Origin of the sequence: Microbacterium pratiae, assembly GCF_047302165.1 — a bacterium.
In the GTDB taxonomy this organism is placed as follows: domain Bacteria; phylum Actinomycetota; class Actinomycetes; order Actinomycetales; family Microbacteriaceae; genus Microbacterium.
Genome location: NZ_CP154843.1, coordinates 1,228,619 through 1,247,926 on the forward strand (window position 1 = coordinate 1,228,619; position 19,308 = coordinate 1,247,926).

Sequence of the window (19,308 nt, forward strand, 5' to 3'; positions counted from 1 at the left end):
TTCCGTCTGCGAGCGGCCCGCTCGGCTACGGCAGCACGAGCACGCCGTTGCGCCGGTGCGGGATGCTGCTCAGCGCCGCGTCGCGCAGCTCGCGCGGCAACAGGGCGGGCGGCGCATCCTGGAAGACGAGCGGGCGCAGGAAGCGGCGGATGGCGGTCGCCCCGACGGAGGTGTGCAGCGAGGTGGTCGCGGGCCACGGGCCGCCGTGGTGCTGCGACCAGGTCACCGCGACGCCGGTCGGCCAGCCGGCGAACAGCACACGACCGGCCCGCTCCTGCAGCAGCGCGAGGGTTGCGGCGACGTCGTCGCCCGGCTCGGAGTGCAAGGTGGCGGTGAGGCTCCCCGGCACGGCGGCGAGGGCTGCCAGCAGGTCTGCCTCGCCGGCGTACTCGACGAGCAGGGTGACGGGACCGAAGCACTCCTCCAGCAGGACCTCCGGGCGAGCCGCGACCGCCGCCGCATCGGACACGAGGACGACGGGGCGTGCGCCGTCGCCCGCGACGCCCTCCGCCGCCACCCGTACGGATGCGTCGGCCTCGAGTGCCGAGATCCCGGCCGGGAAGGCGTCGGTGATGCGATCGGTCAGCAGCGGGCCGCCGGTCGCGTCGACGGCGGCAGCGGCGACGGCGTCGACGAATCCGCTGCCGCCGGGAACGAACACGACGCCGGGCTTCGTGCAGAACTGGCCGGCGCCGAGCGTGAACGAGGCCACGAGCCCGCGGGCGAGCTCATCGCCCCGGGCCGCGGCCGCGGCGGGTGTGACGACCACGGGGTTCACGCTGCCCAGCTCGCCGTAGAACGGGATCGGATCGGGCCGCCCCGACGCGAGGTCGAACAGGGCGCGCCCGCCCGACACCGAGCCGGTGAACCCTGCCGCGCGGACGAGGGGGTGCTGCACGAGCGCGTTGCCGGCCTCGCGCCCCTCGACGAGCGCGAACGACCCCTCCGGCGCTCCGGCGCCGCGGAGGGCCTCGACCGCGATCTCGGCCGTGCGGCGCGAGAGCTCCGGGTGCCCGGAGTGCGCCTTGACGATCACCGGGTTGCCGGCAGCGAGGGCCGACGCGGTGTCGCCGCCGCAGACCGAGAACGCGAAGGGGAAGTTGGACGCCGAGAACACCGCGACCGGCCCGAGCCCGACGAGCAGACGGCGCAGCTCGGGGCGCGGCGGCGCCGCGGCCGGGTCGGCGTCGTCGATCGTGATCTCGCGGAACGAGCCCTCGGTCACGACGTCGGCGAACAGCCGCAGCTGTCCCGTCGTGCGCCCGACCTCGCCGCGCAGGCGCGTCGTGCCGAGCCGCGTCTCGCGGTCGGCGATCTCGACGAGCTCGTCCGCGGCGGCGTCGAGGGCGTCGGCGAGGGCACGCAGCCAGCCGGCGCGGGTCGCCGCATCCGCGTCGCGCCAGATGGGGTCGGCTGCGGCTGCCGCGGCGGCCAGTTCGTCGATGCGATCGGGGGTGGTGGTCATCGCTGGTCCTCGCGGTGGTCGGTGATCGAGCGTCGGTGGTGACGGTGAGTGGGGAGGAGTCGGCCGGTGCTGACGTGTCAGCCGGTGAAGCGCAGGCCCAGGCCGACGTGGTCGGTCTCGCGCAGCCGTCCGTCGCGGATCACGACGGGAGACGGATCGCGGAGGGCGCCGAGCTCGGCGAAGCCGGCATCCTCGACGTCTTCGACCCAGGGCTCGGCGGCGCCGCCGGGCAGGGTCAGCGCGATCTGGCCCGACAGCTCCGGCAGCAGGTGCGGATGCAGCTCGGCCCCGGCGTCCTCGGCCACGGTGGCGATGCGCTGCAGCGGCGTGATCCCGCCGACGCGGACGATGTTGGGCTGCACGATCTGCGCGGCACCGCGGCGCAGCATCTCGGCGAAGCGGTACGCGGTGTGCAGGTTCTCGCCCACGGCGATAGGAATGCGCGGCCCGCCGCCGAGGCGCCGCGCGAGCTCGGCGTGTCCGTCGATGTCGTCGGCGCGCAGGGGCTCCTCGATCCAGCCGGGTCGGACCTCGGCGAGGACGTCGAGCGACCGCGTGGCGCGGTCGAGGTCCCAGCGCTGATTGGCGTCGATCATCAGGCCGCGGTCGGGCCCCAGGACCGCGCGCACGGCGCGCAGCCGGTCGAGGTCCTCGGCGACGTCCGCCTTGCCGACCTTGACCTTCACCGCGCCGAACCCGCGATCGACCCATCGCTCGACCTGGGCGACGAGCTCGTCGATCGAGTAGTGGAGGTTCACGCCGCTGCCGTACACGCGGACGCTCTCGCGCCGTCGTCCGATCAGGGTCGAGGCCGATGAACCCGCGGCGCGCGCCGCGGCATCCCACAGCGCCAGGTCGAGGCCCGCGAGCGCGATCGTCGTGACACCGCCGCCGCCCGCCTCGTGCACGTGCTCCCACAGGCCCTGCCAGGCGTCGCCCGGGGCGGCGGAACGCCCCACCGCGGCGGGCGCGATGTCGTGGCGCAGGAGGGCGAGCACCGCCTCGGCTCCGATCTGAGGAGTCCAGGCGAAGCCCCAGCCTTCGGCACCGTCATGGCGGCGCAGGTGCGTCGCGATGACGCCGACCGAGGTGACGTCGGCGGCCCACGGGCGGGTGAGCGGGACCCGGATCAGGCGCGCGTCGAGCGCGGCGATCGTCGTCACAGCAGAGCGCGCCCGGCGTCGAGGATCGCCGCGAGGCGGCGTTCCTGATCGGCGGTGGGGTCGACGAGCGGGGCACGCACGCGGCCGACGGCCTGCCCGCTCAGGCGCAGGCCCGCCTTGATGAGCGAGACGCCGAACCCGGGTGTCTCGTCGCGGAGGGCGACCAGCGGGGTGTAGAACGCGTCGAGCAGTGCCAGGCGGCGCTCCTCGTCGTGCTCGACGTAGGCCCGGTAGTAGGCGTTCGCGACCTCGGGGATCATCGCGAAGGCGGCGGACGAGTACAGCGGCACGCCGATGCCGCGGTACGCGGCCTGGGTGAGCTCGGCGGTGAGGAGACCGTTGAAGAACGCGAAGTCGTCGCGGCCCGCGTCGGCGATCGTGCGGACGATGAGCTGCGTCGTGCCGATGTCGCCGGTGCCGTCCTTGAACCCCACGATCCGCGGGTTGTCGGCGAGGCGGCGCATCGACTCGGGAGTGAATTGCGCGTTGGCGCGGTGGTAGACGATCACCGGCAGGTCGGATGCCGCGGCGATCGCCTCGACGTATGCCACGAGTCCCGCCTGCGGTCCGCCGACGAGGTACGGCGGCAGGGCGAGCAGGGCGTCGGCCCCGGCATCCGCGGCAGCGCGGGCGGTCTCGAGGGCGTGCCCGAGCGGGCCGCCGGTGCCGGCGACGACAGGGACGGCTCCCGCGACGCTCGCGACCGCGGTCCGGACGACGGCAGCCGCCTCGGCGGTCGAGAGCGCGTGGAACTCGCCCGTCCCGCAGGCCGGGAAGACGCCGCCGGCGCCCTGTTCGACGCCTCGGCCGACGTGCGATGCGAGCAGTTCGTGGTCGACCGAGCCGGAGGAGTCGAACGGGGTGACGGGGAAGAAGAGGATGCCGTCGAAGTTCATGCCGGCACGTCCTTTCGAGTGTCGGAGAGGGAGTGTTCTTCGGTCAGGGCGTCGCGCCAGGAATGACGCGGCGCCCAATCGAGCAGGCGTCGCGCCTTCTCGTTGGAGAAGGCGGGGGTCGTGCCGGTGAGGACGGCGGCGACCTCCTCCGTGCCGGGGTGGAAGCGGGGGATGAGCTCGGCGAGCGGGCGGCGTGCGAGGGCGTCGTCCGCCCCGACGAAGAACGTCTCGGCGTTCGGGATCGTCGGCAGGGCGGCCAGGAGCGCATCGGCGAACGAGGCGACGTCACGCGCGTCGACGTAGTTGAACAGCGCAGGCGCGGCGAGGCCGGGGTCGTCGAGTCGTTCGCGGACGGTGTGGCCCTGCTGCGTCGGCGCCCCGCGCCATTCCTCGGGGGCGATGACGTAGCAGGGGCGGAACGCGGCGAAGCGCACGGCGTCGCCGGTCTGCCGATGCAGCATCCGCACCGTCTGCTCGATGACGAGTTTCGAGAGGGCGTAACTGTTCCACGGTCGTGGCGGAGTGTCCTCGTCGAGCGGGAACCGGTCGGGCACCCAGCCGCGGGGCGCTCCGTAGCCCAGCACGGTGGGGCTGGACGCGGCCACGACCCGGGATACCCCGGCGGCGACCGCCCCGCCCAGCACCGAGACGGCCAACGCGGCATTCGTGCGCATGATGACGTCTTCGGGGGCGCTGAAGGGGACCGCGATCGCGGCGAGGTGGATGACCGCGGTCGCCCGCTGTGCGCGGAGCGCGGTGACGGTCGCCTCGGCGTCGAGCAGGTCGATCGCGAGCTGATCGGCCCCCTGCAGCTCGGGGGCGTCCGACACCGCGCGGTCGAAGGATACGACGCGGTGGCCCGCCGCGACGAGCCCGCCGACGAGGCTGCGGCCGAGGCGGCCCGCGCCTCCGGTGACGACGACCCGGCTCATCGCCGGCCGTCGAGCAGTCGGATGCCGAGCTCGGACGTGCGCACGGGAAGCCCCGACGCCAGCGACAGGTTGCCCGCGATGCCCACGGCGATCGACTGCACGCCGTCCGCCCAGCCGGCGGGTCGAGCCAGCGGGTCGTCGCCGGGCCCGACGAAGACATCGGCGAGCAGCAGCTCGTCGCCGCCGCCGTGGCCGCCCTCGCCCGACTCGATCGGGATCTCGACGGCGTCCTCCCAGTGGCGCTGGACGATCAGACGTTCGCCCTGCGGGCGCAGCGAGACCGGCCCGCCCGCCTCGACGGCCGAGGGATCGAGCACGGGGTGCAGTCCTTCGTCTTCGAGGACGGCGCCGCGCTCGACGACCTCGAGCTCGGCGCGACCCTCGGTGCCGTTCACGGCGACGCGGTATCCCTCCCACGGGGCGTGGGCGTTGAGCGAGTACGACATCGTCGCGCCGCCGGCGTAGTCGACGACGAGGGCGAGGTTGTCCTCGATCGTGATGCCCTCGCCGAAGACGTCGCGATCGCGCAGGTAGCCGTCGTGGCTCTCGGCCTCGAGATACAGCGCGCGCAGGCGATCGTCGTCGCGCAGGTCGAGCTCGAACGGGTCGTGACTGCCGTCGTGCGTGCCGCGGAGGGGGCGCTCGCCGAGCTCGCGGGTCCGTGCGTTCTCAGCCCCGTAGAAGCGCAGGCCGCCGGAGGCGAAGACGCGGCGGGGCTCGTCGCGGATCCACCAGTTGACGAGGTCGAAGTGGTGACTCGCCTTGTGCACGAGCAGACCGCCCGAGTGCGCCTTCTCGCGGTGCCAGCGGCGGAAGTAGTCGGCGCCGTGCTTCGTGTCGAGCATCCACGAGAAGTCGATCGACGTGACCCGACCGATCCGGCCGTCCTGGATCACCTGGCGGAGTGCGCTGTTGCGGGGTGAGTAGCGGTAGTTGAACGTCAGCACGACAGAGCGGCCCGTGCGTTCGACGGCATCCTCGATCGCGGCGGCGCTCGGCGCATCGATCGTCAGGGGCTTCTCGACGACCACGTCGGCACCGGCATCGAGCGAGCGCACGATGAGCGACGCGTGCAGGTCGTCGCGGGCCGTGATGATGACACGCTCGGCCTCGGACTCGCGGATCATCCGTTCGAGCTCGTCCGGTGCCCACAGGGTCGGGGCGGGCAGGCCGCGCTCGACCAGCTGATCGCGGTAGTGCTCGGCCCGTACCGGGTTGGGCTCGCAGATCGCGACGAGCTCCGCCCGATCGGCGTGCGTCCCGGTGATGGCGTCGACGTACATCTGGGCGCGGTGTCCCGCGCCGACCAGGGCGTAGCGCGTGCGGGTCATGGCTCTCCTTCGTGCCAAGAGCTGAGGGGCTTCCGATGGGAAAGCGCTCTCAGTAAACGTTTTCTGAGCGTAGCACGAGCCGCGGCGCGGGCGCGAGGGGGCGATTCTCAGGCCGCGGGTGCCCCGGTGCTGCCTCGCACGATGACCTCGGGTGACACCGTCACGGCGGGCTCGGGTGTGCGACCCTCCAGCAGATCGTGCAGCGCCGACCACGCTCGCGCACCGAGCTCGCCCATCGGCACGGCGGCGGTCGTGAGCGCGGGGGAGGTGTAGCGGGCGAAGGGGATGTCGTCGAAGCCCGCGATCGAGAGCCGGCCGGGCACCGGGATGCCGCGCTCGGTCGCCGCGCTCAGCAGGCCCATCGCCGAAAGGTCGTTGAAGGCCAGCGTTGCCGTCGCGCCGGATGTCAGGACGTCGTCGAGAGCTCCGGCGCCGCTGGCGAAATCGACTCCGGCGGGGATCTCGGCGATCGAGCAGTCCGGCAGTTCGCGCCGCGCGTCGTCGAGCGCGGAGAGCCGCTGCCCGCTCGAGGCGCTGCGTGCCGCGCCGGCGAGATACGCGAAGCGGCGGTGGCCCTGCGCGTAGAGGTGGTCGATGATGGCCCGCAGTGGCGTGCGGTAGTCCGCGGCGACGCTCGGGGCGTCGCCGGTGCGGTTGACCAGGACGACGGGCGCGACATCGGCGACGACCTCGGCGAGCTGCTCGTCGCTCATGCGGGGCGCGCACAGGATCAGCCCGTCCGAGCGTCGCCGCGACTCGAGTGCGAGCAGGCGCTCCTCGTCGACGTGTTCGTCGGAATCGGCGATGAGCACGTGATAGCCGTCGGCGACCGCTGCCCGGCTGAGTCCGCGCAGCATCCCCTGGAACGTGGGGTTCGCGAGGTCGGGGACGACGACCGAGATGGTCTGGGTGCGTCCGAGCACGAGGCTTCGAGCGAGCGGGTTGGCCGAGTAGCCGAGCTGGGCGGCCGAAGCGCGCACGCGTTCGGCGAGAGCCGGATCGACGGTGGCGTTGCCGTTCATGACACGCGAGACGGTGGCGAGTGAGACGCCGGCGTGCGCGGCGACGTCGGTGATCGTGGTCTGTTTCGCTCCGGCCATCGTGCCCCCGCCCTCTCCGGTCCGGCCATACTATGCGAGGAAACGTTTTATGACAGGAGACGACGATGTCTGCGATCACGACCGCGGGAGCCGCGGACACCGCGTCGGCGAACGCCGCGATGCCGCCGACGGAGCGCGACGTCAAGCGCCGCCGCCTCGCATCCGTCCGAGAGGATGCCGGCGCGGCGGCACTCGTGCTCACGTCTCACGAGGCGCTCTCGTGGTACCTGGGCGGCGTTCGCACGCACGTCTCGCTCGCGGGTCCGCCCGTCTTGGCCGTCCGCGTCGCTGAGGGCGGCGACACGCTCTTCGTCTCGGCGAACGAGGCCGACCGGCTGATCGCAGAGGAGCTCGACGCGGCCGATGCTGCACGGGTCGTCCGGGTGCCCTGGTACGAGTCGGTCGCGGCGCGCGCCGCTGCCGGGAACGGGCGCGTGGTGGCGGAGTCCGAGCTCGGTCCGCAGCTGCGGGCGGTGCGCGCCGCGCTGGTGCCGGAGGAAGTCGATCGATATCGGGGCCTCGGCCGTGCGGTGGCCGAGGTGATGACGGATGTCGCCGCGGGGCTCGGCGAGGCGACGTCGGAGCGTACTGCCGCCTCCGCCCTCGTGGCGGGTCTCGTCGCGCGCGGGATCGATCCGCTCGTGGTGCTGGTGGCGGGGGAGGGGCGGCTGGGTCACCGGCATCCGCTGCCCACGGAGTCTCCGCTCGGTGCACGCGCGATGCTCGTCGTGTGCGGTCGGAGGCACGGGCTCATCGCCAATGCGACTCGTTGGGTCGGGGCAGCCGGGGTCGACGACGACCGCATCCTGGCGGTCGAGGTGGCGTTCTTCGCGGCGACCCGGCCGGGTGCGCGCCTCGACGACGTCTTCGCAGCGGGATGTCGCGGCTACGCCGACGCCGGCTTCGCGCCGGACGAGTGGGAGCGTCACCATCAGGGCGGACCGACCGGCTATGCGGGGCGCGATCCGCGGGCGACCTCCGAGACGCGCGACCTCGTACGATCGCCGCACGCGTTCGCCTGGAATCCGAGCGCGCCCGGCGCGAAGGTCGAGGACACCGTGGTCGTCACCGATGCCGGTGTCGAGGTGCTGACGGTCGATCCGCGTTGGCCTTTCGTCACCGTGGCCGGCCTCGCCCGGCCTGTCGCGCGACCGTTCTCGTGACGTGTCGCGCGGAGGCGGCCGGTGGTTCGGCCCGGCGTTCGGCTCTGCGATGATGACGGGAGAACGCAGCGTCGCGTCGTCGTGATGCGGTCCGTTCGCCGCACATCCGAAAGGCCCGCATGTCCGACACCGATGTCGTCCCGAATCGCCGTATCAGCTGGGTGAGCACCGATCGCGAGCGGGCGTGGGTCGAGATGCCCGCGCCGAAGTTCGCACCGTTGGCGGGGATGCCCAACGTGCTGCTGCGCACGGACCGCAGGCACCAGACCGTCGAGGGGTTCGGTGTCTGCTTCAACGAGCTCGGCTGGCGCGCGCTGTCCCGGCTGGACGACGCCGACCGGGCCGAGATCTTCGACGAGCTGTTCGCGCCGGGGCGCGGTACGGGCTTCTCCGTGTGCCGGATGCCGGTGGGCGCGAACGACTTCTCGACCGACTGGTACTCGTACGACGAGGTCGACGGTGATCTCGACCTCGAGCGCTTCTCGATCGAGCACGACCGCGCGTCGCTCATCCCGTACATCCACGAGGCCCTGCGTCGGCGCCCGGACCTGAAGCTGTGGGCATCGCCGTGGAGCCCGCCGTCGTGGATGAAGACGAACGGTCATTACGCTGCCGCCCTGCCGTGGCGCGGGAACGACATCGACAACGGGCTCCGGCCCGATCAGGTCGGTGCCGAGGGCACGGACATGATGATCCAGGAGCCGCGGTACCTCGCCGCTTACGCCGAGTACTTCGCGCGGTTCGTCGAGGCGTACCGCGCGGAGGGCATCGACATCTCGATGGTCATGCCGCAGAACGAGTTCAACTCGCCGCAGGTGTTCCCGAGCTGCACGTGGACGCCCGAAGGGCTGGCCCGGTTCATCGCCGTCCTCGGGCCGCGGATGCGAGAGCTGGGCGTCGACGTGTTCTTCGGCACGCAGGAGCGTCCGGCGCCGGAGCATCTCGCCACCGTGCTCGCCGATCCGGATGCCGGCCCGTTCATCTCGGGCGCGGGATTCCAGTGGGCGGGCAAGGGGGCGATCGCCGATGCGCACCGGATCGCACCGCACCTGTCGCTGTACCAGACCGAGCAGGAGTGCGGTGATGGCCGGAACGACTGGCGGTTCGCGCGGTACACCTGGTCTCTCATGAGGCGCTTCTTCGAGGCCGGCGCCAACGCGTACACCTATTGGAACCTCGCTCTCGACGAGGGTGGCGTCAGCCGGTGGGGCTGGGCGCAGAACTCTCTCGTCGTCGTCGACCCCGAGACCAATGGATACCGCTACACCCACGAGTTCTTCGTCATGAAGCATCTCGCACACCATGTGCAGGCGGGCGCGACCCGGATCGACGCGTTCAGCTGGACGGGTCACGAGAACCAGCTCGCTTTCGAGAACCCCGACGGCTCGATCGTGATCGTCATGCAGAACGACCTCGCGGACGAGATGCCGGTGACCATCGCCCTCGACGGCGCGGCGTTCGACGTCGTTCTGCCCGCGGACTCGTTCAGCACGATCCACATCGCCGCTGCCTGACGCGCGCCCGCGCTCGCTGTCGAAGCCCGGCACGGCCAGGGTCCGGGCGGGATCGCGCCGCGCACGCGCTGGCGGCCCTGGCGTGCGGGGTCGGCGCACCGGGGCTGCATGTGCGACGCGATGGGGCCGCATGCGCGACGCGATGGGGCCGCACATGAGAGTGGTGCGTGACGATGGCGCGTCAGAATGGCGGCGATCCGTCCCGGCGCCCTCGCGGCGCCGCCGATGGGGCTGGGCTGCCGGGCGGCTCGGCGGTGGTGAAAGCGACGAGGGGTGGTGCTGCGTCTTCGCGGTAGATCCGTCCGGTCGGTGATGTCCAGATCAGGCGCCCGCCGGAGAGTTGTCGGACTCGCCATCTCGTGTGGTGTTTGACGTCGTGGTGTCGTTTGCAGAGGTTCGCGAGGTTGCAGACGTGCGTTGCCCCGCCGTCGGAGGCTGCGATGGTGTGGTCGAGTTCACAACGGATGGCGGGTTGTCGGCATCCGGGGAACCTGCAGTGCCGGTCCCTCGCCCGTAGCAGCCGGATCATCGCTGCGGTCGGCCGGTACGTGTCGCATTCGAGCACGGTTCCGGTGACGGGATGGGTGAGCAGTCGGTCCCAGGAGGTTGCGTCACCGGCGAGCTGGCGTGCGGTGGTGGCGTCGATGGGGGAGCGCCCCGCGAGGTCTGCTGGCCCCTCGTCCTGACCGATCAGTGTCAATGCCGACACGGCGACCTGCACGTGTGCGCGGATTGCGCCGAGCGTCCCGTCCCCGTCGCCGATTGCGGTGGGGTCGAGCGCGGGTGTTCCGGCGAGAAGGAGGTCACTGAAGACGTCGGCGCGAACTTGATCGATCGTGCGCGTGTCACCGACGAACGACGACCCATCGGCGCCTGCGGGGTCGACCAGGCCGTCGGCGCCGGTCGCGTCGGCGGCGGCGGCGGCCGCGGCGTCGGCTTTCGCCCGTGCGTTGATGATCTCCCGTGCCTGGCGGGTCAGTCGATCCACGATGCCGTCGGTGATCACGGTGGGCAGTGTCGCGATGAGATCCGACATGCCGTCGGCCCCGGTCCGCACCTGCACGCACCGCCCCGCAGCGGCCTCCTCGTGCCGTTCGGTGAACGTCCGCGGGTGCATCCGCTCCGCGAGCATCTGCAAACTCCCGCGCACCCGGTTGGGCGTCTCGCCCTCGCATCGCTCGATCGCGGCCCGCTCGAAGTCCTCGCGGTCGTCCGCGGGCACGATGCACCCCACCTCTTGGATCACCCGCACGTGTCCGCGGACGATGCGCCCGTCCTCCCACGCCGCCATCGTCAACGGGAAGTTGTCCACGAGGTCGCGTGCTTCGTCGATCCGCCGCTGCAACGTCCGGTCGGTCGCCACGAACACCCCGGCCAGCTCCGCCGCGATCCCGCGCAACGCCATCTCCCGCGCCTTCACGCGTTCCGACGCCCCCGCAGCCTGCTTCTCCGCGAGCACCCCGGCCGCGGCGAGCACTCGAACCTCACGGATCTGCACCGCTCGCGCGGCATCCGAAACACCCTCGGCATCCGCGACGAGCGCCGCCAGGGCGTCGACGTCACCGTCGCTGCCCATCCCGGCATCTATCGCGCCGCGGAACCCGTCATTCGAATGCATGTTCTAACATTGTCACTGGCCTCCGACATTGCGCCGCGACTGTCCACAGCCTGCTTGGCTCCGCGGACTCCGGACCGAGACGCGCGCACCCCGCCCCGCCGACCCCCGCACCCCCGTCGCCTCCGGCGATGATGGAGGTATGGCCCGCTATCTCGTCGTCGATGCCGACCTCGCTGGTTTCGCGCAGTATCAACAGCTCGAGGCCGGACCGGATGGCCTCTGGCGGGTCGTGCGGCAGATCGATGATCGACCGGCGGGCCCGCGGCAGTACGGCTTCGGCGCCGTCGATGTCGACGATCAGGGGATGCTGTCGGACCAACCGTCCACGACCCGGGAACTCGACGACGACGATGCCGTCACGCCGATCAGCGCGGAAGAGTTCGAGCGCCGCTGGCTCGACGCATCCTGACGCGACGACGCGGATGACGCTAGCGACGCAGCCTGACGTGCGCGAGGCTGCGCGCTCCGGCGGGGTCGCGCCTCGCACGAGACAGGGCCGGATGCGGGGGCTGAGGTTCCCGCATCCGGCCCTGCCGGAGTGTCGCTCGTCAGCTCGCGTCGAGCGCGGTCTGCACCTGCGAGACGAGCTCGGACGCGGCGTCGGCCGGCGTCGCCTTGTCGAACGTGACGTCGTCGAGCAGCTTGGTGATGATCGGTCCGAGCTGCGACGTGGGAAGCGCCAGCGGGTTCTGGGGCGCCCCACCCGCGGCGGACAGCCGATCGATGAAGGCGACCTGGGCCTTCTCAGAGTCCGTGAACTCGGGCGTGATCGCCTCGAGCACCGCGGGCGCCGCGGGAATGCCGAGGGTCAGCTTGTTGAGGGGCCCGGCCTCGTCGCTGTTGAGGAGGAAGTCGATGAGCATCGCGGCTTCGCGCGGGTGCTTCGACTTCGACGACACGGCGTACTGCACGGTCGGCTGGATGACGAGACCGACCTTGCCGGCGCTGTCGCCGGGCACATTGAGGATCTGGAGGTCCTGACCGGATGCCGTGGCGTAGATGCCCGTGAAGTTGAGCGGGGCGAACGCCATGCCGATCTTCCCCTGCCCCATCAGGCTCTGCTCGAGGGAGGCCGACGCGTCCTCGGCCGCCGTCGAGGCGTCGGGCGATCCTCCGCTGGCCTGCAGTTCCTTCGCGAAGGTGAAGAACTCGTTCGCGGTCTTCTCGCTCACGCCGAACTCGCCGTCGGCGGTGTAGAGGTCTTCGCCGTTCTGGCGCGCGAAGGCCATGAGCGACTGGTCGTTGGCGATCTGAGCCGACCCGTACACGCCATCGCCGCTCTTCTCGGAGATCTGGGTGGCGATGTCGATGTAGTCGTCCCAGGTCCAGGTCGTGTCGTCGGGCAGCGGCACGCCTGCGGCCTCGAACACGGCGGGGTTGACGATGATGCCGCGTGAGCCGACACCCGTCGGCAGGGCGTAGAGCTTGCCTTCGATGATGCCCGCATCGAGGGAGCCTGGCGTGAAGGAGTCCTGGTCGACGTCGCTGGAGATGTCGGCGATCGCGTTCTTGGCCACGTACAAGGGGAGGGCGTCGTACGTGATCTGCAGGGCGTCCGGGGCACCGCCGCCGGCGACCTGCGTGGCGAGCTTGTCGTAGTACCCGTTGTACTCGCTGGGCTCGCCCGCGACGGTGATGTTCGGGTGGGCCTTCTCGAAGAGGGCGATCTGCTCGTCCTTGATGGCGTTGAGCTCGTCGCTGCCCCACCAGGCGAAGCGCAGGGTGATCTTCTCGTCGTCGCCGCCGCCGGCGCCTGCGGCGCATCCGGACAGCGAGACGGCGATCGCGACGCCGGCGGCGGCGAGGGCGAGGAGTCGTCGGTTGTTCATGGGAGGTCCTCTCGGGCGGGTGCGTCGCGGTGCCGTCGTCTGCTTCGACGTCGGCCAGTGCGGAAGCGTTTTCTCAATAGCGTTACTCGACCGTGAGAAAACGCTTACTGACGGACGTTAACGCTCGCCCACCGCAATGTCAACGACGCACTCGAGCGGCGTCAGGCACCGAGGCGATCGGCCAGGAAAGCACGCGCCTCGTCCTGCATCGCCGCCGAAGAGACGTGCCCCGCGTCGTGGAACGACCCGGCGTACCCCGCCGACCCGGCCAGAGCCGCGTCGGCCGCCTGCATCCCCGCCGCGGGGAAGAGGGGATCGTGCCGGCCGTACTGCACGAGCACCGACTGTCCGTGCTCCGGTCGAGCGAGCTCGGGCCAGTCTCCTGCCGACCGGATGCCGGGGCTGTGCAGCAACCACGAATGGGTGTCGATCTCGGCGGGGACGAGCGAGGCGAACGTCGCCATCATGCAGGTGACGACGGTCGCCGAGATGCGTCGCTCCAACGCGGACGCGAGCACCGCCCGTCCGCCGCCGCCCGACAGCCCGAAGGTGCCGAGCCGAGTGGGGTCGACGCCCGGCAGCTCGGCGAGGACGTCGAGGGCCGCGAGGTCGTCGCTCGCGACGGCCCCGGCGAGGCTCGACCCGAGCATCCCGGCGGCCTTGGCGAGCGAGTCCTCGTGCAGCGTCGAGATCGCGTCGAACCGGTCGGCGTCGCCGGGGTCCTCGCCGCGTTCGCGCCAGAGCGCCTCGCGGGCCGCGATGTGCTCGGCCAGGCGCGGTGTCGGCCGGGTCAGGTCGAACGCGCGGCTGCCCCACGAGAACGTGTCGTGCGCGAGCACCGCGAATCCGTCGCGCGCGAGGTCGTTCGCGGGGGCTCGACCGTCGTAGATGTCGCGTCGCAGCCGGGCGGCGGTCGGGTGAGGGGGGCGGTCGGTCTCGACGAGCTGCTCCGCGCCGACCGAGCGGACTCCGCCGTGGCAGTGCAGTGCGAGCAGGCCCGGGAGGGCCGAGCGGATGCCGGCCGGGCGCAGCAGCCACGCCCGCGTCCGCGGTCCGTACGGCAGCTGCCAGCTCAGCTCCGAGCCGTCGACGCCGTCGTTCGACCAGGTGCGTTCGACGCGGATGTCGGCGGCCGACGGCCTCCGCACGCCGAGGGCGCGGGCGAGCGCGTCGCCGCGCTCGTCGCCCGTCCGATGTGGTGTCGTGCGCTCGAGGTACGCGGGCCAGTCGGCATAGCCGGCCAGGGGCCCGGAGGGGTGGGGAGCATCGATCGCACCGGCGTCGCGGGCGAGGGCGGGCGAGGTGTCAGGCGACGTCATCGTGGCTCCGATCGGGGGAACGCTTGTGCGTCCACGTCGATAGTGTATCTTCACAGAAAGCGCTTTCTGAGCGCTCCGCATCGCTCGATGACGAAGCGATGGATGTGTCGAGGAGGACCGGATGAGCGCCATCGGCGAGCTGTCCCGGCTGCGGCGTCCCGCCGGGCGGGCTGCGCGGGAGAAACCGCGCGACACGAAGGCGGCGATGGTCTTCCTCGCTCCCTGGCTGCTCGGGCTCGTACTCGTCACCGTGCTGCCGATCGCGGCATCCCTGTACCTGTCGTTCACGAAGTACGACCTTTTCAACGCCCCCGAGTTCATCGGCATCGACAACTACGTCCGGATGGCTCAGGACCCGCGCCTCGCGGCATCCCTGGGCGTCACGTTCGTGTACGTCCTCGTCGGCGTCCCGCTCGCCATGGGTGCGGCGCTCGGCATCGCCCTGCTGCTCGACAAGGGACTGCGGGGGCTGGCGTTCTACCGCTCGATGTTCTACCTGCCCTCCCTGCTCGGCTCGTCGGTCGCGGTGGCGATCCTGTGGAAGCAGATCTCCGGCGTCGACGGGCTCGTCAACCAGTTCCTCGCGATCTTCGGCATCGAAGGTCCCGGGTGGATCTCGAACCCCGACACGGCGCTGTCGACGATCATCCTGCTGAGCGTGTGGGGCTTCGGTGCGCCGATGGTCATCTTCCTCGCCGGCCTGAGACAGATCCCGGTGATGTACTACGAGGCCGCCGCGATGGACGGCGCGGGATCCGTCCGCCAGTTCTTCTCGATCACGCTGCCGCTGCTGAGCCCGATCGTCTTCTTCAACCTCGTGCTGTCGATGATCGGAGCGTTCCAGGCCTTCACCCAGGCGTTCATCATCTCGAACGGCTCGGGCGGACCGTCCGACTCGACGCTCTTCTACACGCTGTACCTCTACCAGAAGGGGTTCACGGCGTTCGACATGGGCTACGCCTCGGCCATGGCCTGGCTGCTGGTGGCCATCATCGCGGGCTTCACCGCCGTGAACTTCGCTCTCTCCAAGCTGTGGGTGTTCTATGACGACTGAACTGATCACGACCGCCGACCGCAAGGACGCCCGCGAGCGCCAGCGGGCGCGGCGGCGCGAGGAGCTGGGCCTCGGACGGCGGAGCCGGGCGGGCGCACTCGCGCGGCACGTCTTCCTCATCGCGACCTCGCTTCTGATGCTCTACCCGCTGCTGTGGATGATCGTCAGCTCGCTGCGGCCCAACGATGAGATCTTCCGGCTGCCGGGCCTGTGGCCGCTGTCCTTCGAGGTCGACAACTACATCGAGGGGTGGAACGCCCTCTCGCCCTCGTTCGGCACCTACCTGTGGAACTCGCTCGTCGTCGTCGCGGGGTCGATCATCGGCAATCTCGTGTCGTGCACGATGGCCGCCTACGCCTTCGCTCGCCTGAACTTCCACTTCAAGCGCACGCTCTTCGCGATCATGCTCGTGACGATCATGCTGCCCGTGCACATCGTCATCGTGCCGCAGTACATCATGTTCAGTCAGCTCGGACTCGTGAACACCTTCTGGCCGCTCATCCTGCCGAAAGCGCTCGCGACCGACGCGTTCTTCATCTTCTTGATGGTGCAGTTCATCCGCGGCATCCCGCGCGAGCTCGACGAGGCGGCGCGCATCGACGGCGCCGGGCACGCCCGAATCTTCCTGCAGATCCTGCTGCCGATGATGACCCCGGCCCTCGCGACGACCGCGATCTTCACCTTCGTCTGGGTGTGGAACGACTTCTTCGGGGCGCTGATCTACCTGAACAACCCCGACCTCTTCACCGTGCCGCTCGCGCTCCGCCAGTTCATGTCGGCGCAGGGGGCCTCGAACTTCGGCGGCATGTTCGCGATGTCGGTGGTCTCGCTCGTGCCGGTCTTCCTGGCCTTCCTCTTCGGTCAGCGCTTCCTCATCCGCGGCATCGCCACGACCGGCATCAAGTAGACGGCGGCGGCAGAGGCCGGGCGAGGAGCGCTCCGGCTCAGGCCAGGAGCGCTCCAACCTCCGCGTCGGTCAGGCGGCCGTCGGCCACGAGCAGCCGGTACGCCCGACGGACCGGGGCGTCGGGGGATGCCGCGACCGCGCGGTCCCAGGCGAGGGCCGCGCCGATGCCGGGGTACCCCGCCACCCGGACGAACCACGGATCGGCGGCCGAGGCGTCGTCGGCGGGGGCCAGCGCGACGGTGGCCTCTGCGGGGCGGCCATCGGTCGGATCGGTGAAGGCCGCCGACCACGCGAGCCACGGCGCGACCGTCCCGTGCACTGCTTCCTCGCCGCGAGCCGACGGCGTGCGCACGTCGATGTCGGCACAGGCGGGAAGCCGCCAGGCGAGCCCGCCGTAGCCGCCTCCGAGGCGCCCATTGCTCCCGGGGCCGCCGAGCATCACGGTGCGATCGCCCGCCGGCGCGAGCTCGAACGACAGTGCGATCACGGCGGATCGGTCGTCTCGGTGCGTCACCCGCAGCTCGCGTCGCTCGCGCACCATGACTCCGCCGTCCGGGCCGATCCAGCGCATGTCGAGCGCTGCGCCCTCGGCGAGATGCTCGACGCGAGCGATCTCGATGCGGCCGTGGTCGTCTCGCCAGATGTAGTCCTCACCCGGCGTGTAGGTACGGCCGCCCCAGAAGTTGGTGCCGTCGACATCCTGCAGCGCGACGCTGACGCCGAGGTGCCAGTCGTGATCGGCGGGGTGGTGATCGGTGACGACCACGCCACCCGGGGTGCGGATCGGATGCAGGTAGGGCCGCGGGCTCGACGAGCGTGCGGTGTCCGCGCCGTCGACGAGCTCGGCCAGCGGCGATCCGGTACGGGGCAGGGCGAGGACGACCTCGGGGGTCGCGCGCCGCGCCCAGGGGAGGTGCAGCTCGCCGAAGGTCGCCTCGGCGTCGACGGCTCGGACGATCGCGTCCTCGATGCCGGCCACGACGAGCCGGCGCGCGGGGCCCTCGCCCCGGGGGGTGACGAACGCGGGATCGATCTCGAGTGGCGCCGTGCGTCCCACGGCGTCGATGACGGCGACGAAGGCGCCGGACGCCGACAGCGGCGACAGCAGGGCGACGCCTTCATCGCGGTGGTCGAGGAGGTTCTCGAAGAGGTCGTCGCGCTCGAAGCGCTCGGTCCGCCCGTCGACCTCGACGACGTCCTCGGTGTAGAAGAAGCGTGCGGAGCCGCGGCGCCCGTGCACCTCGACGTAGGGGTCGACCTGCTCGTCCGCGCACAGCGTCAGCCCGGCGGTGACCCGGATGCCGCGCGTCGTCGACACGCGCAGCAGGCTCGTGTCGTCGCCCTCGATGGCGTTCGCGCGGTACAGATCGGCGGTGACCTGGGTGACGTCGGCGACGGCCGTCGTCCCGGCGATCGCGAGCGCCGTCGCGGTGGCGTGGGCGAGAGGGTTGGTCGTGACGCCGTCCACGACGGCGATGCCATCGAGCTCGCGGCGTCCGGCCCACCGGCTGCGCTCCCAGTACGCGCGGTCGCGCGCCCAGAGGCCCACGGCCCCGATGGCGCGGACCGGACCGAGGTCGAAGCGGTCTTCGGCGAAGGCTCGGAGCGCCCGTGATCCGAGGCTCTGGAAGCCCACCTGGATGCGCGCCCCCGACTGTGCGGCGGCGTCCTCGAGCACGCGCAGGTCGGCGAGCGTCAGGACGGGGGGCTTCTCGAGGTACAGGTCGATGCCGCGGCTCACCACGGTGCGCGCGAGCTCGAGGTGGGTGTGCAGCGGCGTGGCGACGATGACGACGTCGATGTCGTCGGTCGCCGAGAGCAGGGCCGGCAGGTCGGGGAAGACGCGGGTGTGCTCGGGCAGGGCGCCCGGTGCCGGCGGACGCGGGTCAGCCGCAGCGACGAGCCGCACCCGATCGCCCAGGCGGCGGAGGTTCTCGAGGTGGACGGTTCCGTAGCCGTGGACGCCGACGAGGGCGATGGTGGTGGTGCGTGGCATCCGATTCTCCTGACGTCGCTCCCATCATGCCAGCAAGCGCTTTCCCGTGCGCATCCCCCGCGCGGTGACGGCGTGGTTCCCGGTGCGTGTTACGGCGCTTCCGGCGGAGGCGGCGAGGCGACACCATACGGCAGTCGGCGAGGGCGGGCGATGGGGAGTGCTGCCCACCGCGCGTCGGGCGGGCCCGCGTTAGCGTCGAGGGCACACCGATCCGAGGAGAACCGTCATGGCATCACCCGCATCCCGCATCCCGCGCGCACGACTGCACGCCGGCCTGGTCGTCGCTGCCGTCGGTCTCGCCGCCTTGACGGGTTGCTCGCCGTCCGGCGATCAGGGTGGGGACGCTCCGAGCGCCGCCCCCGCGACGACCGCGCCCTCATCGCCGTCGATCTCGTCGCCGTCGGCGGGCGCGTCCGGCGCCCTCGACCGGGGTGAGCTCGCGGACCTGTTCAGCGGCATCCAGTTCCGTCCCGCCGAGTACGACTCGACCGCGGCCATGCTGGAGTCGATCTACCCTGGGCTGACGGTGTCGGATGCCGCGTGCCTCGCGCCCTTCGGGGCGGGGTGGGAGTCGAGCGGCGACGCCGTCGAGTGGGGCACGAGCAACGATCGCTCGATGACCGCGGTCGTCGCCTCGGCGGCCGATGACTCGGCTGCCGAGGAGCTCGTCGCACAAGCCGAGGCGGCGATAGCGCGCTGTGCCGACGGCCAGGAGCTCTTCGCCATGCAGGGCGTTCCGGTGACGACCTCGGTCGAGCCGTTCGAGCTCGCCGTGACGGGGGCGGACGACGTTCGGGGCTGGCGGGTGACGGGCGACGTCGGCGGCTCGCCGTTCACTCTCGTCGGCGCGACGGTCCGCTCGGGTCAGAACGCGCTCGCCCTCGTCGGCTGGGATCCCGCGACGAGCGAGGACTACGTGCCGCAGGCGACTCAGCTCTTCGTCGACCGCATCTCGCGCGCGGCTGCGGGCTGATTCGCGTCGGGGGGTGTGCGGGCGCCGGGTGTGCGCCTAGCATGGTGA

The 19,308-nt window shown here is 71.5% G+C and carries 16 protein-coding genes; 6 read left to right on the top strand and 10 right to left on the bottom strand.

Annotated elements, in window-relative coordinates; translation table 11 throughout:
- Window positions 1-25: 25 nt before the first annotated feature.
- The 6 genes from AA0Y20_RS05680 to AA0Y20_RS05705 all read right to left on the bottom strand — a co-directional run bounded on the left by AA0Y20_RS05680 (window position 26) and on the right by AA0Y20_RS05705 (window position 6,887).
- A complete protein-coding gene (locus AA0Y20_RS05680; protein ID WP_412937979.1) occupies window positions 26-1,465 on the bottom strand; it encodes an aldehyde dehydrogenase (NADP(+)) in 1,440 nt (479 codons plus the stop codon).
- Between the two features lie 77 nt (window positions 1,466-1,542).
- Entirely contained in the window at window positions 1,543-2,628 is a 1,086-nt protein-coding gene (locus AA0Y20_RS05685; protein ID WP_412937980.1) for a mandelate racemase/muconate lactonizing enzyme family protein, read from the bottom strand.
- Window positions 2,625-3,524, bottom strand: coding sequence for a 5-dehydro-4-deoxyglucarate dehydratase (locus tag AA0Y20_RS05690; RefSeq protein WP_412937981.1), 900 nt, complete (start codon window positions 3,522-3,524; stop codon window positions 2,625-2,627). Before AA0Y20_RS05690 ends, AA0Y20_RS05685 begins: the two co-directional genes overlap by 4 nt.
- Window positions 3,521-4,456 carry an NAD-dependent epimerase/dehydratase family protein gene (locus AA0Y20_RS05695; protein WP_412937983.1) on the bottom strand — a complete coding sequence of 312 codons (936 nt, stop codon included), beginning with the start codon at window positions 4,454-4,456 and terminating at the stop codon, window positions 3,521-3,523. Before AA0Y20_RS05695 ends, AA0Y20_RS05690 begins: the two co-directional genes overlap by 4 nt.
- Entirely contained in the window at window positions 4,453-5,787 is a 1,335-nt protein-coding gene (locus AA0Y20_RS05700; protein WP_412937985.1) for a Gfo/Idh/MocA family protein, read from the bottom strand. The genes AA0Y20_RS05695 and AA0Y20_RS05700 overlap by 4 nt, the downstream gene beginning before the upstream one ends.
- Window positions 5,788-5,894: 107 nt before the next feature.
- A complete protein-coding gene (locus AA0Y20_RS05705; protein ID WP_412937986.1) occupies window positions 5,895-6,887 on the bottom strand; it encodes a LacI family DNA-binding transcriptional regulator in 993 nt (330 codons plus the stop codon).
- Window positions 6,888-6,952: 65 nt separating this feature from the next.
- Here AA0Y20_RS05705 and AA0Y20_RS05710 point away from each other — a divergent pair, with 65 nt between their 5' ends.
- Complete coding sequence (locus tag AA0Y20_RS05710; RefSeq protein WP_412937989.1) at window positions 6,953-8,050, top strand: M24 family metallopeptidase; 1,098 nt, start codon at window positions 6,953-6,955, stop codon at window positions 8,048-8,050.
- Window positions 8,051-8,169: 119 nt separating this feature from the next.
- Window positions 8,170-9,564, top strand: coding sequence for a glycoside hydrolase family 30 protein (locus tag AA0Y20_RS05715; protein ID WP_412937991.1), 1,395 nt, complete (start codon window positions 8,170-8,172; stop codon window positions 9,562-9,564).
- A 181-nt stretch (window positions 9,565-9,745) separates the two neighbouring features.
- Here AA0Y20_RS05715 and AA0Y20_RS05720 read toward each other — a convergent pair whose 3' ends face one another.
- Window positions 9,746-11,182, bottom strand: coding sequence for a DUF222 domain-containing protein (locus tag AA0Y20_RS05720; protein WP_412937992.1), 1,437 nt, complete (start codon window positions 11,180-11,182; stop codon window positions 9,746-9,748).
- Window positions 11,183-11,321: 139 nt separating this feature from the next.
- Between AA0Y20_RS05720 and AA0Y20_RS05725 the strand changes: the two genes are divergently transcribed.
- A complete protein-coding gene (locus tag AA0Y20_RS05725; protein WP_412937994.1) occupies window positions 11,322-11,591 on the top strand; it encodes a hypothetical protein in 270 nt (89 codons plus the stop codon).
- 139 nt (window positions 11,592-11,730) lie between these two features.
- Here AA0Y20_RS05725 and AA0Y20_RS05730 read toward each other — a convergent pair whose 3' ends face one another.
- Together AA0Y20_RS05730 and AA0Y20_RS05735 are read right to left on the bottom strand one after the other, a co-directional pair.
- The gene (locus tag AA0Y20_RS05730; protein WP_412937996.1) at window positions 11,731-13,011 is read right to left on the bottom strand and encodes an ABC transporter substrate-binding protein; all 1,281 of its coding nucleotides are present in this window, start codon (window positions 13,009-13,011) and stop codon (window positions 11,731-11,733) included.
- 161 nt (window positions 13,012-13,172) lie between these two features.
- Window positions 13,173-14,330 (bottom strand): acetylxylan esterase, encoded by a 1,158-nt coding sequence (locus AA0Y20_RS05735; protein WP_412937998.1) that lies wholly within the window; start codon window positions 14,328-14,330, stop codon window positions 13,173-13,175.
- A 121-nt stretch (window positions 14,331-14,451) separates the two neighbouring features.
- On the opposite strand from AA0Y20_RS05735, the gene AA0Y20_RS05740 reads away from it, so the two are divergent.
- Window positions 14,452-15,384, top strand: a complete 933-nt coding sequence (locus tag AA0Y20_RS05740; protein WP_412937999.1) for a carbohydrate ABC transporter permease — start codon at window positions 14,452-14,454, stop codon at window positions 15,382-15,384.
- Complete coding sequence (locus tag AA0Y20_RS05745) at window positions 15,374-16,291, top strand: carbohydrate ABC transporter permease (RefSeq protein ID WP_023952489.1); 918 nt, start codon at window positions 15,374-15,376, stop codon at window positions 16,289-16,291. Before AA0Y20_RS05740 ends, AA0Y20_RS05745 begins: the two co-directional genes overlap by 11 nt.
- A 37-nt stretch (window positions 16,292-16,328) precedes the next feature.
- On the opposite strand, the gene AA0Y20_RS05750 is transcribed toward AA0Y20_RS05745, so the two are convergent.
- Window positions 16,329-18,287 carry a DUF6807 family protein gene (locus AA0Y20_RS05750; protein WP_412938000.1) on the bottom strand — a complete coding sequence of 653 codons (1,959 nt, stop codon included), beginning with the start codon at window positions 18,285-18,287 and terminating at the stop codon, window positions 16,329-16,331.
- Window positions 18,288-18,513: 226 nt separating this feature from the next.
- Between AA0Y20_RS05750 and AA0Y20_RS05755 the strand changes: the two genes are divergently transcribed.
- A complete protein-coding gene (locus tag AA0Y20_RS05755; protein WP_412938002.1) occupies window positions 18,514-19,260 on the top strand; it encodes a hypothetical protein in 747 nt (248 codons plus the stop codon).
- The last annotated feature ends 48 nt before the right edge of the window (window positions 19,261-19,308 follow it).